Genomic DNA, 16,727 nt, shown 5'->3' with positions numbered 1-16,727 from the left:
GAATTCATTGTTCAACCTTGTCGCAATCGACGGCGTCATATTTGAAGACGTCGCCAATTGCGTTGGTAAGAACCATCTGACGTTTTTTCATCTGAAGCGTGAAGGTGTGGGTGCCTCCGAATTGGGAATGCGCGGTGAAAACAAAGCTTCCCTGACTATTGGCGGCGACAGCCACAATCTGGGCCCGCTGTTCCCAATAGACTAGGTCTCCGGAAGTTTTGTTGCCAAACGTGTCCAGCAATCCGGGAATATCGTGGAAGGCTATTCGGTACGTTGTTGTATTATCGCTTCTGAAGGTGAACTCGTCCGTGTCAAGAACCCAGTCACCAATGAGCGACTGGTCGGAGCCTGACTTTCGTGACCAGATGCTCTCCCCCCAGTCAAATTTGGTACCGTCGTTGCTGATTGCAAATTGCTGCTTGCCGCTCGAGAGAAAAAACCTCCCGTCAGCCAGTAGCCGCAAATAATGGGGCCGACCCGATTTGAGGGCGTGCTTCCAACACCCTCGAAACTGCGGCGGAACAACATCGACGTGTGTTGTCTCAGCAGAAACAGCTGTTGCCGGATCTGAATCGTCAGGCATGCGCCAGCCCAGGTAGGGGAACGGCTGCAATGGCAAAGCCTGAATTATGATTCCCTTGTCAATCAAGCTCAAAACGCTTGGTATTTGCGCAAGCGTGACAAGCACCAGAAACATTGCGAGCACGATGCCGCCAAAATAGAAGGCTATTTGCCAAACCCAACCCTCAATAACAACGGCCAACAACAACGGCACTGCAAAACCAAGCAGCAGTGGTGGCGACAATAACAAAATGATCGCAACGCCTATGCCAATCACCTTGTTAAATCCGTAGAAGGCATAAAAACTCGGCACATTCCCGACAACTGTGTCCTTGGACACGATTTTCGGCGCGTATCGAATTGCTCGACTTGTATAAATGGCGATTGCAAGTGTGCAAAAAACGAGTATCCACGGTGCAATCAGAACGGCATCCCTCAATTGAAGCGAAACGGAGATCACCGGCAACTCAAGTTCGCTCGCCTGACCACCCGCTCTCAAGTGCAGCTGAGCTTGTTTTTGATAAGCTTCCTTCAAATAAACGCTGGTTTGTGCGAGCGTAAGCGACACCCGCCGCTGAATTTCCTGTTCCTCGAGTGCGGTATTGGCATTGCCGCGCGAGGCCGAGCTTATCCATTTTTTCCAGATTTTTTCAGCGAATTGCCGCAACCTTTTGTGTTCCATGGATTGGACATCAGCTGAAACACCCGCCAAGTCCGACCCAAAGTCGTCCAAAACAGAACCTTTTTTCAGTGCGTTAATGTGCTTAGTCAAGACTTCCGACCATCTCGGCAAATCGAGTGTGCTAAGCCACAAGTAACGCGCTGCGTCCTCGATCCGCAAATCTTCAATCTTTTCACTAACGAGATAGCTGCCAGCCTCATGCTCGGCGAGAAGAAGGGAGGGTTCAGACGGGATGATGCTTCCATCAGGGTCAACAGCATCGTTTAACAACAACATCCGCCACATGTAGTTGATCGAAGTATTGATTTCTATTCTCTTATCATTCGGCATTTTCGATGTCACCTTAAGCAGGTTTTCATCGAGCCAAATATGTTTCTTAATGATTGAGCTTCGAAGTTTTCGAATTGTCTCAACTCCACCTTTTTCATTTTGGTAGTTCGGCAATAAATAAACTGCCGTTCTAATAATTTTTGCCACAGTGACCGCGTCACGTTCAAAACCGGAGTAGAAATCGATTAGGTGGTCATTCGTATTTACTTCACGGTGATAGGATCGAAAATCGAGAAAGGCAGTCAACAACACCAAGGATGTCACCAACCACATCAAAATATAGAAACTGTTTGCTCGACTAAAACTATCTTCCGAGGCTTCAATATTAGTCATGAAATAAGGCCTAGAATTAAAAATGAAAGTAATAAAGCGACATCGAAGGAGACTGTGAACTAACCGTCTTCGTCAATTGCCTGCAGGTTTTGTGGTCAGCGACCCGCCACATTCTTGGCGGCAATTGCGCCGAGATCACTCTGCCGCTCCCCCCCTTCAATGAGCAGCTGCGAACCATCTATCAAGATAGCGATCGCATACGCTGTGTGCCCGATAGGCGTAAGTTATAGTCAAGTATAAAATTCAACTTATAGCATGTCACACCCATATCGACAAGCTGAAGGAGAAGGCGGAAGCGCCACTTGCGATACCGCCCCGCGCGATCGGTCGCAATGCACGTCCCACGCCTAACGTCAACAACGGCGCCCGATATTATAGCCGGTCTTGCGGGAAATACCGAAATCACGATTAACCGAATTCATGCCTTCTCCATCAAGAAGACGGGCGATGAAACGAAGACGTTCCTCCACTTTGGACACCTCTTGCCACGGCATCGACACCTTCCGAAAAACGGAAAGTGTTACCTATGTGTCCGGAACGTTTTGTCACCCATGTCTCAGGTCGGGCAGCTTCCACCTGAGGGGAGCCAACGTCTCCGACTTCATCGGAGCAGAGGCACTCCTACCACTTGTTCCGGCAAATGGCGTTCTCCATGGCGACAAAGGCTTCGACAGTGACCGGATCCACCGAAACGTCGAGGCGCGGTTCTCTGCCAACAACGCCCCACAAAACACGCAAATGGAAAACTGTTTCTCGCTGTACCCTTACAAGGGCAGAAACGTCATTGAGAGGAGTTTCGCAGGGTCGCAACTCGCTATGACCGCAAAGCTTGGAATTCCCCTCGTCCCTCTGCCTCGCAGCAACCTTGCGTTACTTGTCATGAGTCTCAAGCCTAAGTGTGGAATTGCCGGGGTGCCGGTCATGGTCAGTCCAGGCCGTTGTGAGCGATGGGTCTTCACCGAATGACTCGCGCCGGTTAACACCATCCAGACACGCTCAGCGCACAAACTCTTCTCGTTCTTCCATGGTCGACGTCTCCTGCCATGGCATGAACACCTCCCGCGGCGAAACACATGCCAAAGTGTCAACCATGTCTCCGATTTGTACACCTACCCCGGGGGAGACAAGGCCAAGTGGCGGTGTCTCCCTGGGGAATTGGCGAGGCTTCTGGCCTATCAGGCGAAGAAGTCGTCTCCATTGAGCGTGATCCTCAGGCTCTCGGTGTCCGTTGCCCCGGCCGCATCCGTGATCTGGATCTGGTAGTCGAAGATCAGGCTTTCGCCGGCGCCGAGCCCCTCCAGAACATTCGCAAGGGCCGGATCGGACATATCGAAGTTCCAGTCCACCGTATCGGCACTCTGATCGACGGCTTCCAGATCGAGGAAGTCGAAGGCATCCGACGGGTTCAGCAGGCCGTTGTCGCCTGTAACCGTCACAGATGCCACGGCCGCGCTATGGGTGTCGGTGACATCGATATCGTCAAATGCGACCGTGCCCGAACGGATGATCTCCATCTCGTAATCAAGGCCGACGAAGTAGTTGGTTTCAGTCGTGTTGTCGCTGGCCAGGAACAGTTTCAGGCCGAGAGACGGGTCGAGGGCGTTGGTCTGATCGGCAGGGTCCCCGGCAGCGCTGTACCCGTCGAAGGTGCCAACGAGAGCACCGTTGCTTCTGAAGATCGAGATCGTGTCGTTTTCTCCATCCAGAACGATCTCGAGCCGGAAACTGTTGTTCTGTCCCCCGCTGAGATTGACAGCGTTGGACGTGATCGCGCCATTCTGGACGGAATCCCCGGGTTGAGCATCTGTCTCCAGGTCGCCGGCATAAAGCCGTCCCGAAGCGCCATTGACACTGAAATAGGAGACCTGGCCCCTACCATCGGTCAGACCGAAGAAGATATCCTGATCGCCACCCGTGCGGGTGACCTGACCTTCGACGGTCAGGCTGATCTTGTCGTCCGACTGAAGGACCCCGGCTTCGACGATTTCCAGGAACGTGTGCGGATTGCGCTGGCTTTCCGAATTCACCTGAACCCGGAGCGCCTCCAGGCCATTGACGGTGACGACCGAGGCCGTGCCCCTTGAGGTATCGAACGCGGCGAGGAAGTCAGTGGCGTCGAAACTGCCCGAAAGCCTGAACCCGGCCGTGACCTCTTCCGTCAGATCGGAAGCGGCCAGATCGATCACCGGTGCATCGTTGACCGGTGCCACATCGATCGTGGCGGTTGCCGTGGAGCTCCCCCCGTTTCCGTCCGACACCGTGTAGTCGAACGAGGTTTCTCCGAAAAAGTTCGCGTCGGGCGTGAAGACGACATCGCCATTGACATCGAGGCTTACACTGCCGTTGACGGCGTTGGAGACGGAGGAAATCGACAGGCTCTGGCCGTTTGTCGCGATGTCCGCGTCGGTGTCATTCGCCAGAAGGTCTTCTGCCGCGATCGTCAGCGGCACGTCCTCCTGAGCTGCAATGCCGCCGTCGTCATTGGCAACCGGGCCATCGTTGACCGGATTGACCGTCACCGTGAATGTTTGGGTGCTTGTCGCCGTGTCGCCGTTTGATGTCTCCGTCGACGTTACCGAGACTGTCAGGTCAAACGACCCGTTCCAGTTCTCCGCGGCCCGAAGTGTCAGGCCGCTCAACTGGGCCTGGGTCACTGTCCAGGTGCCATCGTTGTTATCGGTTCCGGCCGAAAGCACGGCGCCGTCCGGCACACCGGAGATCGTGATATCCGACAGGGTTTCCGACCCGTCGGTGTCCGTGAGTGCTGCTGAAACATCGAGGGCGATATCCGTGTCCTCATCGCCCGAGGCGCCGCTGCCGGCCGCCGCGCGGACAAAGACACCCCAGCCCGAACCGTCGGCGCTATTGTCCGACCATGTCACGACATATCCGCCATCCGGCCGGGCGTCGATGCTGGAATATCGCTGGTCATTAGCCGTCGTGGTATTGATCAGAACTTCCCCGCCGACCTTGTTGCCGGCAGCGTCGAATTCCTGCGCCACGACGCCGTAACCGGAGCCATCGGCCACACGACTGTCCCAGATCACCACAAAGCCGCCACTTGCGAGACCCGTAACGCCGCCAAAATACTGGGTGCTGCCCGTGGTCGTGTTGACCTGGAACTCTGAGCCGACGGCATTTCCCGAAGCATCGTAACGCTGTCCGAAGACACCATAGGCACTTCCATCCTGACCATTAGACGACCAGGTGATGACGTATCCGCCGTCGGTGAGCGCCGCGACATTGGCATAGAGTTGATTGTTTGTCGTGTAGGTGTTGACCTGAAACTCAGCCCCTACGGTGTTTCCGTCCGCATCGTATTGCTGGGCGAAGACCGCATAGCCGGACCCGTCTCGGCTATTGTTATCCTGCCAAGAAATGACAAAGCCGCCATCCGCGAGACCGGCAATGTTCTTGTTGATATGGCCATCGTTAAACTGGTAGCCAGATGTAACTGTGTTGACCTTGAACTCGGTACCGACCGGGTCGCCGTAGACATCGTATCGCTGTGCGAAAATTCCGTAGCTGGACCCATCCTGGCCGGAGGAGTTCCAGTTGACGACGAACCCGCCATCGGCGAGCGTTGCGACGTTCGGCAGATACTGCGTGCTGTTGGTGTAGGTGTTGATTTGGAACTCGGAACCGGCAGGATTCCCGTCAGCGTCAAAACGTTGACCGAAGACGCCATAGCTGCTGCCGTCCTGCTCGCCGGATGACCAGACAACGACAAACCCGCCATCGCCAAGATCGGTCGTACTCGCGTATTGCTGTGTGGAAGTCGTGGTGGTGTTGACGCGGAATTCCGATCCGGCAGCCGATCCGTCGGCTGCATATCGTTGGGCATAAATACCCGTCCCGGATCCATCCTGACCGGACGACGCCCAGGTCACGACATGACCGCCATCGGCGAGCGTGGTGACTTCCGAAAAATACTGGGTGCTTAGCGTATAGGTATTGGCGCGCTGCTCTGCCTGCAATTCACCGGTGCCGCCAGGCACTTCGATCACGGGCGCGTCGGCGACCGCATCGACGTTGAGCGTGACCGAACCCGACGCGGTGCCGCCATTGCCGTCGGAGACGGTGTAGTCGAAGGTGGCCGCACCGGAGAAATCCGGTGCCGGCGTGTAGGTGAAATCGCCATTTTCGGCAATCGTGACACTGCCGCCGTCGGACGTCGCAAAGGTCCCCGTGGTAACGGTCAGGCTGTCGCCGTCAACGTCGCTGTCATTTGCAAGGACATTGCCGGTGATTGCCGTGTCTTCATCGCCCGCGAAGGTGTCATCGACCGCAATCGGTGTGTCATTGACCGCGGCGACATCCAGCGTGACGGTCGCCTCACCGCTGTCCTCCAGCCCGTCGCTGGCAATATAGGTAAAGCTGTCGGCACCGTTGTAGTTGAGGTCCGGCACGTAGGTCATGGCGCCACCGGCGCCGATTGTGATCGTGCCGTGGTCGGTCGCGATCGTTGCGCCGGCCGTTGCCGCCTGACCGTTGATGGAAACCACGGACAGCGTTTGCGTCACGACAGGGACGTTGTTGCCGTCGGTGTCGTTGCCGAGGAGATCCAGGGTCGCGGGCGTGTCTTCGGCGACCGTAAAGCTGTCGTCATTGGCAACAGGGGCAACATTGTCTCCAGACCCACTGATTTCCAGCGTCAGAGTCGCCGTATCCTCGCCTCCGTTACCGTCGGAGACCGTGTAGGTGAAGACTTCGAATGCGGTTTCACCGTCTGCCAACGCTTCGGTGTCCGGATCCAGATTGTCCAGCGTGTAGTCCCAGCTTCCGTCCGCCTGAATGGCCAGAGAACCGTAGCGCCCGAGGACGATCTGGACCGTCGTCGCGTCGACAGCCATATCCGAGCCGGGCTCTCCCGTGCCGGAATTCACCCTCGTCACCGAAAGCACATCCGACAGATCTTCATCGCTGTCATTGGCGATGACATTGCCGGAGGCCGTGTCGTCGCCGGCAACCCCAAAACCCTGTTCGACGAGGACGTCGTCGGCGTTGTCATCATTGACCGCGACCGGTCCGTCGTTGCGGCCCTCGATCACGAGGGTTGCGGTGGCCGGCACCGGTTCAGGAGAGACATTGACAGCAAGCGCGTCGAATGCGGGCTGAATTCCCGGCGCCGCCTGATCAAATCCGGTGAAGACGAAGGTGTGGGTGGCATCGCCGCAATCGCCGCCGTCGCGCGGGATCGCGATCGTCAGCGTCGAATCCGCCAGTGTGCCCTCGTAGAACGCGTAGGTAGGGGGCACGTTGTTGGGATCCAGCCCGACCGTGCCGGTGAAATTGGTCATCGATTGAATGGCCGAGGCATCACCGATGGCAAATACACCGTCGACAACGGTTCCCGCGGAGACACCAAGACCCCGCGAATTGTCGTCAACCAAGACGACACTGCCATCTGTCACGCCTGCGGCATTGATGGCCTGCTGGTGCGTGACAATTGCGGAAGACCGCTTGACCCGAATGATAGACCCGGTGTCGTTGTCCGCGATGAAGAACGTGCCGGCATTGTCGAGGGCCTCGCCGGCAGCCGTGTCGTCATAGGCGCGGTCTTCCTCGATCACATCGTAGGCAATCGTCAGCGTGGCCTGTTCACCAGCGGCCAGATCGTTGAACTGTGACGGATCGATGCTGATCTCGCCCGTGGATACGTCGACCGACTGGACGACAACGGTGCGGCCGTCCGAGGACGTCACCGCGACATTGGCTACGCCCAGATCGTCCCCTTCCGCGTCGCTGGCATTTGCTAGAAGATCGACGGTGACGGGAGATGCATCCTCGTGCGTGGTCCCGCCATCCACATTGCCGCTGACGCGCGGCAGGTCGTTGGTGCCGGTCACGGTCACGCTGACCTGAACGGTGTCCGCGCCCTCGGCATCGGAAACGGCAATTTCGTAAGTGAAAACCAGCTCTTCATCGCAGCCGAGATGATCGAACAGGGCATTGTCGGCCGAGAAGGTCCAGTCTACGGAACTGTCCTGCGCAAACGCGCTTGTCGACAAACCGGACAGGCTCAGGAAGGTCAGGGCCTGTGCGGCCGTGATCGGTCCCAGGTCACCTGTGACGGATACAAGCGCGCGTGACGCGGACTGGAGGTCCGTTGTATCAACATCCGAGAAGGATATGGTTCCGGTGTCGGAAAGAGTTTCAGCGCTGTCCTCGACAACCGTCCCGCTAAGATCGGAAGCTGCCGCATCAATGACCGGGGCATCGTTCGTACCAGTAACGGTGACGGTGACAACCTGGGTCGCAGTCGCCCCGAAGTCGTCGGTAACGGTCGCTGTGAACGTCTCCGTGACGGTTTCGCCCACGACCAGCGCGTCGGTGTCACCGTCGGCATTGTCCAGCGTGTAGGCCCAAACACCGGTCGCCGGATCGATGCTGAACGAGCCGTAAGTGCCGGCGGCATCGCCGGACCAGGTTGCGGTCGCGCCCGTGTCGACGTCGGACGAGGTTAGCGTGCCCGTGGCAACCGGGGTTCCCGGAACGCCCGTGTCCCCCGCTTCGACAACAGCGCCTTCATTCGCGCCGGTGGCTGTGGTGATGACCGGGCTGTCGTTCGTGCCGGTGATGGTGACGGTGACAACCTGGGTCGCAGTCGCCCCTAAGTCGTCGATAACGGTCGCGGTGAAAGTTTCTGTGACGGTCTCGCCCGCAGCCAGCGCGTCAGTATCGCCGTCCGCATTGTCCAGCGTGTAGGTCCAAACACCGGTCGCCGGATCGATGCTGAACGAGCCGTAAGTGCCGGCGGCATCGCCAGACCAGGTGGCCGTCGCGCCCGTGTCGACGTCGGACGAGGTCAGCGTGCCCGTGGCCACCGGGGTTCCCGGAACGCCCGTGTCCCCGGCTTCGGTGACAGCGCCTTCATTCGCGCCGGTGGCTGTGGTGATGACCGGGCTGTCATTGGTGCCGGTCAGCGATATCGTGACCGTCTTCGAAGCGGAGCCGCCCTGGCCGTCATCGACCGTAACCGTATAGACCTGTGTGATCACCTCGCCCTCGGCCAGGTCGTCAACCGCACTGTCTGCGACCTCGAAGGTCCAGGTGATCTCGCCTGCACCATCTCCAGTTGCCGCATCCGAGACGACGGCGGACAGCGTTCCGCGTGCCGCCACAGAGCCGAGCAGGCTGTCGGTGGCCGAGACCGGTGTCACGGTGACCGAGTGGGTGTCGATCAGGTCGACATCCGAAAAGGCGATGGTGCCGCTGTCGGAAAGCTGCGCCGTGTTTTCACCCGCAGCACCGTCGGCGATTTCCGTCACGGCGCCGCTGACATCCGCCAGACCGATCACCGGATCTTCATTCGTGCCGACGAGATTGATGGTGACGGTTGCCGTGTCCGTGTTGCCGCTGGCGTCCTGAACCGTGTAGCTGAACGTGTCGGTGGTCTCTTCGCCTTCTGCCAGATAGGCGAACTGGCCGTTGGCGTTGTAGCTGAAGCTGCCGTCGGACTTGATCGTCACGATGGCGCCGCTGTCCAGCGTGATCGTCGCGATGCCATCGCCCGTCCGCTGTGTGAAGGTTCCGGCCAGCGACACGTCGTCGACCTCGAAGATCTCGCCATGAGAAGAGGCCTCCGCGATCAGACGGATCTGAGCCGTCTCCGCGTCCCCCGCCAGTGCGGCCAGATCGTAGGACAGGGCAACAAACCCGTCCGACACGGCAACTTCCTGTCCGCTCTCCCGGCCGACAAAGACCTGCTGACCGCCCCGCCACTCGACGTCGAACACATCGATGGTCCGGTAGGAACCGTCGTCAAAGCGGACCTGAACCTCGACGAAGTCCCGTGCCCAGCCATAGGATTCGAACCGCTGACATCCGAGAAGATCCGCATTCAGGGAAAACGAGAAGATCTCGTTGTCGAGACCGGTAATGTCAACCTCGGCGAATTCAAGCTCGCCACCGGAGCGGTTGGTGGTCCGGGCTGCCCCGTCGACGCCGTGCAGGTCGCTGTCTTCAACCGTCTCAAGCTTTTCAAGGTTGCGTTTGGCGTCGTCGAAATTTTCCTCGAAAACGGTCACATCCTGCTCGATAGAACCGAAGAGGTCGACACCCTCGGCGGAGACGATTTCCAGCGCCTCGCCGTTGCCGTCCGTGTCGTTCGCCAGCAATCCGCTCTCGTAGCCTGTTTCGACCGTCTGTTCGCCCTGGATCAGAACATCGTCGAAGGTCACGATCTCGCCGAATTGCGAGAAGTCGGTGACGAAACGAAGCTGGACAGACCCGGCGCCCTCGGGAAGGGCGTAGGAGAGCGTGGCACCGTCCGAGCTGAAGGTCTGGCCCGTCAGGCTGCCGACAAATGTCTGCAGCCGCCCTGCAAGTCCCTCTTCGGATTCGGGAACCGAAAACAGGTCGAGCAGAATGAACTCGCCGCCATCGATACTGATCTCGACACGTACATAGTCACCGAAGCGGCTGCCGGACGCTTCGAAGCTGGCCCAGCAGGTCGGATCGGAATCGATGACGAAAGACAACGTACCGGCTTCAAGGCCGGTCATGTCGACCGGTTCGAACAGCAGAACACCGTCCGCGCAGGCGTTGGAGAACGCCTTGCCGTCAACGGCGGCCAGATCGCTGGAGGCAACCGTGTCGAGACGTTTCAGATGCCGGGTGCCGGAAAAATCCTCATCGAGGACGGTGACGCTTTCCGTCTCAGTGCCCATGACGGCAGTGACGTCCAGGACTTCGGTTTCGCCGAGATCGAGCGTATAGGAGTCGTTTTCCGCCTGCGGTGCCGTGTCCACCAGACTGACATTGTCGATCAGGGCTCCGACAGTATCCCGGTCTTCGTATTGGGCTGACGAGAAGGACAGCGAATAGGTTCCAGCATCGAGGTCCAGATTGGCCTCGAAGCGCTGCCACGCCACTTCGAGATTGCCTTCCCTGGCGGAAAACTCCTGGAAGAAAACAACGTTTCCGTCTTCGTCGGTGATGGTGACGGAGAAATCGCTGGTCCGCGTGCTGCAATTGGCGGCGTAGCTGAAACCGAGGGCGAAGCTGCTTGCCTCCTCAAGGGTGAAACTCTGGGAAACCGTGCTGTCCGCCTCGCGGCCGTCCGCACGCCAGCACCTGGACTGGTAATCGTAACTGTCAAGCTCCAGAACGGACCCGGAAGCCAGAATGCCTGTCTCATCCACCGGGGTGCCGCGGCCTCCACTCGAGGCGTCCTGAATTTCAATCAGGCCTTCCGTCGCTTGCCAGCCTTCGATGGCTTCGGCGGTGAACCAGGTGCCGTGATCGACCGCGCCAGTCGCGTCGTCGGCGCCTGTTGCTTCGAAATCGCCGTTGGTCAGAATGTTGTTGCTGTCAGACATGCTGCGCTCCCTTGAGACCGGGATGACGACGTCCGACAGGATGTTTCACAGCACAAAAGCTCCCGTTCCGGCGCAGGAAGCACCAGACCAAAATCATTCGTATTGCAAAGGTTTTCCGGCCCAATCGCCTCAATCGGACCAATCTTCCCCCGTCGGAAAAATCGCCTCCAGTGGAGAAATAAAATTTTTCCTTAAATTTATTCGTATTCTCAAAAGTATAATGCCGCAATCACCCATTCGGGTGGCTTGAACCACCCAAATTCACCTAAAATTATCTCACTGGATTCTTGGTAAATTCAATCAAAGATAGATTTAACTTCTAATCGTTCCCGTATAACGTGTCTTTCGCCCGGCGGTTTTTCAGAATATTGAATTCAGGCTAGTCACCCGAAACTGAAGTTCGTCTCATTGTCCGGCAGGCTCTGAACGAACTTCAGTTTCGGGTGACTAGTAAATGTATGCTTCTAGTGTGGTTTTCGAATTTGAAATACGCCACGGCGGGTGCTGCAATGATAAGCCGTATTTCAAATTCACCACACCAGGGTGGGGGCAGATTGACAATCCATATAAGGCCAACGGAAACGCATGCTGAAGCGGTCTGATACACCTGACCAGCTGTCGTTCCTGATTGCCCAGGCCCAGCAGCTGAAGGCGGGCGTGATCACATCCTGCCTGTTCGTCGAGATCATCATCGCGAACAGTGCTGTGATGCTGTTCTTCCAGAACCTGAAATCTGAAGCTGCCATCTGGTTCGGCACCGCGAGCCTTCTGGTCCTGGTGACCTATGTCTACAATACGCAGGCCGCCAAATCGGGGATCCGTGCGGAAAATGTCCGCACCTTCCTCAAAGGGCACATCGCGGTCACCTGCCTTACGGGCCTGACCTGGAGCGCCAACGCGATCTACCTGTTCGATCCCGCATCCGATTTCAGGGTCTTCATCGGCACCCTGATCGTCTTCAGCATCACGCTCGGCGGCATGCTTCCGGGCGCGGTCTACAGGCCGGCCTTCGTGGCGCTGGCAATCTGCTGCCTTCTGCCATTCGGAACATATGTCCTGGCGACGGCGGACTGGCCCTACCGCGCGGTCGGCATCGGATCCTTCGTCTATTTCGCTTTCGGCATGATCACCAGCGCGCGTTCCGAATCCAACAGCCGCGAAGCCTCTAGCGCGGAGACCACCAAGGCGCTGATGGCGGAGGTGGTCAGCCAGAAGGACACGATCCAGAAGATCCACGAGGAAAAGACACGGTTTCTCGCCGCCACGAGCCACGACCTGTCGCAGCCGCTTCATGCGCAGGGTTATTTCCTGCATCTGTTGCGGGACAAGCTCACCGATCCGGACGCCCTGGATCTTCTGGAGCGCATTGAAAACAGCTGGCGCGGACAGGTCGAGCTGCTCAGGGGCCTGGTCGAGATCAACCGCCTGGACAGCGGCTCCGTCATCCCGGATCTGAAGGTGTTTGTCCTGAAGCCGGACTTCGAGGCACTGGCGGCCGAATTCGACGCCCTGACCACCACGAAGTCGATTTCCCTGACCACGGATATCGACAATGTCCAGGCCATCACCGACCCGGTCCTCCTGACCCGGATCGTCCGCAATCTTCTTTCAAACGCAATCAAGTACACGCCGGCCGGAGGGGCCGTCTCCCTGATTGTCCGTCACGCCGGCGGCATCGCAACAATTGAGGTGGCCGATAACGGTCCGGGCATTCCGGTGGACAAGCAGGACGCCATCTTTGACGAATATGTGCAGCTTCAGGGCCGAGGCACGGAGACAGCCTCCGGCTTCGGACTGGGCCTTTCCATCGTCCGCCGCCTGGCCCAGTTGCTCGATGTCGGTGTCTCGCTTGTGTCCGAACCCGGAAAAGGCAGTACCTTCCGTTTGGCGTTGAAGGCGGCACCGGCCACCAACACCGCCTCTCCGGCTTCGTCTGCGGGCAGTGAAAAATTCGAAGGCGCACCGCTGGTCGTTCTGGTCGATGATCAGGCGGCCGTCCTGAGCGGCATGGGCGGGTTGTTGACGCTGTGGGGATGCCAGGTCATTTCGGCCACCGGTACCAGGGAAGCAATACGCCTTCTGAGCGAAACCGCCACCGATCCGTGCCTCTTCATTGTCGACAAGAGACTTGGCGAGGGTGAAAGCGGCGTCGACCTGATCCTTGCACTGCGCGACGAGGTGAACGAGGAAACACCGGCATTGCTGATGAGCGGCGATCTTGGCGGCGAGGAAAACCTTACCCTGCCCGTCGGCGTGGTCTTCCTCAAGAAGCCGGTCGAGCCCGCGCGTCTGCGCCAGGTTCTGGAGAAGACCCTGCATCGCAGAAATTGTCCCTGACCGGCAGACAGGACTTCAGATCAGTCCGAAGACCCTTGCCTGACGCACGCAGGCAGCCCGCTTGTTGACCCCGAGCTCCGAGAACAGGATCTTGATGTGGCTCTTCACGGTGTTCTCGCTGATCATCAACTGATCCGAAATATCCCTGTTCGATTCTCCGGCCGCAATCAGTTTCAGAACCTCAACCTGCCGCTCGCTGAGTTTGGGGTACCGGAAGCTTTCGCCGTTTGCTCTTTCAAGGCTGCGGACCGCGGACGCCGAAGGCCGCTCGGACACCTTGCCGTTGATGTAGGTCTTGCCGTCCATGGCCGCCCTCATCCCCTCGAACAAGGCTTTGTGCCCGACTTTCTTGGAGACAAACCCGCTCGCGCCGGAAGACAGAATTGCCTCTTCCGTCAGGTCTTCTTCCACGCCCGACAGCAGCAGAACGGGCAGGTCCGAAGCTCGGTCGCGAATTGCGGATGCAAAAGCGAGCCCATTCATCTTCAGCATGAACAGGTCGGTCACGACGAGCGCAATATCCGAGTTCGGTGTCAGCGTTTCCAGAAACTCGATCGGGTCGGCCGATGTCTTGATGTCAATGTCCGGCATTTCCGACACGATCAGATTGGCCAGACCATCCAGCACCATCTGATGGTCGTCGACCAATAATACCTTCTTGTTCATTCAATGCGCCCCCAACGCACTGCCGGTTGATCCCGCCTATCGACATCCGTCAGTTTCACAAACGGCGCATGCATTAAGCACACTCAAGGCGGACAGGACAACCACCGCCTTCGTACCAGTGGTTCGGCACAAGGATTAACGCAATGGGGCAGTCATCCAATCGCGATCCTTAAAAAAGGGAGCAGAGATCGAAGCGATGACCAGTCGCCATCCGGTGGTTTACGCCGAAGCAACATAACCATCAAAACAAGCTGAGCACTGTCAGGAGACCAAATAAGGTGTTGAGCTCAAATTGGCGGCAATTGTTTTACGGATCAAACCGCTTCGACAGCGCCCAGACCATTTGCCCCGTTCATCGCCACTCCTCTTTCACCGGCAACACGACGGGTAGGTCCGTCCGCGTCAGGCCGACATCCTCCAGTAGATAATCCGGCAGTTCGGCCAGATGCGCGCGGTCGCGGTGGCGGCGCAGCCGGGCGAACACACCTCGCCAAGCTCTCCACGCCACTCGCAAGAGATTGAATTGAGCCACTTGTTTTGGCCCAGAAAGGTAGGTGGGCAGGATCTGGTCGCTCATGGTCTTGCTCCTTCGAGGATCGATGAAACAAGCCTACGCACCAGCATTGCGAATTGCGCGCGACTTTCGCTCCATGAAGTTATTTGGTCGCAATATTTTCTATTATTCGATAATTTCTCTTATCAATCAGCTGGAGAAAGCACACATGGATCTCGACGACTTCGATCATCAGCTGCTGCGGCTTCTCAGCCTGGATGCGCGCCAGACCGGCAAGGAGCTGTCGGAAAAAGTCGGCCTGTCGCCGGCAGCGTGCCTGCGCCGGGTGCAGCGGCTCCGGGAGATCGGCGCCATCCGGAAGGAAATCGCCGTCCTGGCCCCGGAGGTGACAGGCACCACGGTGACGTTGCTTGCCATGCTGGAAATGGTGCGCGGCCAGCCGGAGCGGAACGCCAGGGCCCGCGAAAAGCTTTTGAGACTGCCGGAGGTCAAGAAGCTCTACCACGTCACCGGCAAGGCAGACCTGGTCCTGACCATCGAATGCGCCTCCATGGAAGCCTATGCGGCCTTCACCGAGCGGCATTTCTACGCCGAGGAGATCAAGGGTTTCGATACGATAGTTGTGCTCAGGTCGTATGATCCGGAGATCGAAGTGTAGTCACTCACACCAATGGGTTAACCGTCTCTGCGTGTCACCCCGGGCGAGCGGAGCGAGACCCGGGGCCCACTCGTTTCCAGAGCGCTGACGAACACTGTTGCACTTCCGGCAATAACGCTGTTGCTTCAGCAAGCCGAGCAGCGAGTAGGCCCCGGATCTACGCTGCGCTTGTCCGGGGAGACATCCGTGTTAGTGGCGCGGTCTCTTGCCCTGTGCCAAAGAGCAGGCTGACAAAGGCGTCTGGTTCACGATACTCTGCTCCTCATGATTCCCGGCTTATTCCGCCGGCCATGACTTGATACGGAACGGGACGGCCGCGTGCCACTTTCACTGCCTCTCTTCGAACCTCTCCGCCGGCTGACCGCCGGGCTCCTGGCGTTTGGCGTGGCCACGCTCTGCGCGCTGCCTGCCTCCGCACAGGATCCGGAGATCCGCGTGCCCAATTTCTGGGATCCGAAGGCGGTGCATGACCGGCCGACCACCATTCCGGACAAGATCCAGTTCCTGGCGATCGACAACTACCCGCCCTTCGTCTTTCGCGATCCGCAGGGCCGACTGACCGGGTTCAATGTGGATCTGGCCCGTGCGCTCTGCCAGGAACTCGGCAGTTCCTGCGCGCTGCGCATCAAGCTGTTCGACATCCTGTTGCCCGCGCTTGACGAGGAGGAGGGCGACGCCATCATCGCCGGACTGTCCCGCGCGAAGGCCGCCGGCAAGGGGCTCAACTTCACCGAAGACTACCTGAAACTGCCCGCGCGCTTTGTGGTCCCGGCGGACAAGGCCGCGGAGTTCGACGAACAGGCGTTAAAAGGTCTGAAGGTCGCAGTCGTTGAAGATTCGCGCTACCAGGCCTTTGCCGAGCGGTTCTGGCCGGAAGCCGAGATCACCGGCTATGAGACCCCGCAGGAGGCGCGCGAGGCCGTCAAGGCCGGTCAGGTGGACGCCCATTTCGGCGATGGCCTCAGCTTGTCCTTCTGGCTGCCGAGCGATGGGGCGGACGGCTGTTGCGCCTTTGCGGGCGGGCCATGGCTGGAGCCCGGCTATTTCGACGAGGGCATGGCGATCGCCACCCGCCCCGACGACCCGGAACGCGCCGCCGCGCTCACCTATGCCCTGCGCCAATTGCACCAGAAGGGCATCTACCGCGAACTCTATCTGCGCTATTTTCCGCTGAGTTTTTATTGAGGCGCGCCCCTTTCCGGTGTCACCCTGGATCAGTGCAGCGCAGATCCGGGGCCTACTCCCCAGAGCTGCCATTCACGCCCAACGCAACAGGCAACACAAGCCGGGTGTCCTCATAGATTGGGGGACACTTTGGTCCCT

7 protein-coding genes and 1 pseudogene are annotated in these 16,727 nt (G+C 58.4%); 3 read left to right on the top strand and 5 right to left on the bottom strand.

What is annotated here, in order from left to right:
- Window positions 1–4 precede the first annotated feature (4 nt).
- The 3 genes and pseudogenes from M0H32_RS02135 to M0H32_RS02130 all read right to left on the bottom strand — a co-directional run bounded on the left by M0H32_RS02135 (window position 5) and on the right by M0H32_RS02130 (window position 11,229).
- Complete coding sequence (locus M0H32_RS02135; RefSeq protein ID WP_248150112.1) at window positions 5–1,906, bottom strand: hypothetical protein; 1,902 nt, start codon at window positions 1,904–1,906, stop codon at window positions 5–7.
- A gap of 359 nt (window positions 1,907–2,265) precedes the next feature.
- Window positions 2,266–2,400, bottom strand: a pseudogene (locus tag M0H32_RS29710) (IS481 family transposase); the annotation flags it as partial.
- Window positions 2,401–3,081: 681 nt separating this feature from the next.
- Entirely contained in the window at window positions 3,082–11,229 is an 8,148-nt protein-coding gene (locus M0H32_RS02130; RefSeq protein ID WP_248150111.1) for an Ig-like domain-containing protein, read from the bottom strand.
- A 585-nt stretch (window positions 11,230–11,814) separates the two neighbouring features.
- Between M0H32_RS02130 and M0H32_RS02125 the strand changes: the two genes are divergently transcribed.
- On the top strand, window positions 11,815–13,566 hold the full coding sequence (locus M0H32_RS02125; protein ID WP_248150110.1) for an ATP-binding response regulator: 1,752 nt from the start codon (window positions 11,815–11,817) through the stop codon (window positions 13,564–13,566).
- A gap of 15 nt (window positions 13,567–13,581) precedes the next feature.
- On the opposite strand, the gene M0H32_RS02120 is transcribed toward M0H32_RS02125, so the two are convergent.
- Both M0H32_RS02120 and M0H32_RS02115 read right to left on the bottom strand, forming a co-directional pair.
- On the bottom strand, window positions 13,582–14,232 hold the full coding sequence (locus M0H32_RS02120) for a response regulator (RefSeq protein WP_248150107.1): 651 nt from the start codon (window positions 14,230–14,232) through the stop codon (window positions 13,582–13,584).
- A gap of 352 nt (window positions 14,233–14,584) precedes the next feature.
- Entirely contained in the window at window positions 14,585–14,809 is a 225-nt protein-coding gene (locus M0H32_RS02115) for a DUF1127 domain-containing protein (protein WP_248150104.1), read from the bottom strand.
- A gap of 145 nt (window positions 14,810–14,954) precedes the next feature.
- Here M0H32_RS02115 and M0H32_RS02110 point away from each other — a divergent pair, with 145 nt between their 5' ends.
- The gene (locus M0H32_RS02110) at window positions 14,955–15,404 is read left to right on the top strand and encodes an Lrp/AsnC family transcriptional regulator (RefSeq protein ID WP_248150102.1); all 450 of its coding nucleotides are present in this window, start codon (window positions 14,955–14,957) and stop codon (window positions 15,402–15,404) included.
- A 318-nt stretch (window positions 15,405–15,722) separates the two neighbouring features.
- On the top strand, window positions 15,723–16,589 hold the full coding sequence (locus tag M0H32_RS02105) for a transporter substrate-binding domain-containing protein (protein WP_248150100.1): 867 nt from the start codon (window positions 15,723–15,725) through the stop codon (window positions 16,587–16,589).
- Window positions 16,590–16,727: the final 138 nt, after the last annotated feature.

It is taken from the genome of Roseibium sediminicola (genome assembly GCF_023156505.1).
In the GTDB taxonomy this organism is placed as follows: Bacteria; Pseudomonadota; Alphaproteobacteria; order Rhizobiales; family Stappiaceae; genus Roseibium; species Roseibium sediminicola.
Note: the sequence above shows the minus strand (reverse complement) of the source record. Positions and strands in the feature narration are given on the sequence as shown.

Excerpts from the sequence above, each read along its gene's own strand:
- M0H32_RS02135 (WP_248150112.1), bottom strand. The coding sequence starts at position 1,906 with ATGACTAATATTGAAGCCTCGGAAGATAGTTTTAGTCGAGCAAACAGT.
- M0H32_RS02110 (WP_248150102.1), top strand. The coding sequence starts at position 14,955 with ATGGATCTCGACGACTTCGATCATCAGCTGCTGCGGCTTCTCAGCCTG.
- M0H32_RS02120 (WP_248150107.1), bottom strand. The coding sequence starts at position 14,232 with ATGAACAAGAAGGTATTATTGGTCGACGACCATCAGATGGTGCTGGAT.
- M0H32_RS02125 (WP_248150110.1), top strand. The coding sequence starts at position 11,815 with ATGCTGAAGCGGTCTGATACACCTGACCAGCTGTCGTTCCTGATTGCC.
- M0H32_RS02115 (WP_248150104.1), bottom strand. The coding sequence starts at position 14,809 with ATGAGCGACCAGATCCTGCCCACCTACCTTTCTGGGCCAAAACAAGTG.
- M0H32_RS02130 (WP_248150111.1), bottom strand. The coding sequence starts at position 11,229 with ATGTCTGACAGCAACAACATTCTGACCAACGGCGATTTCGAAGCAACA.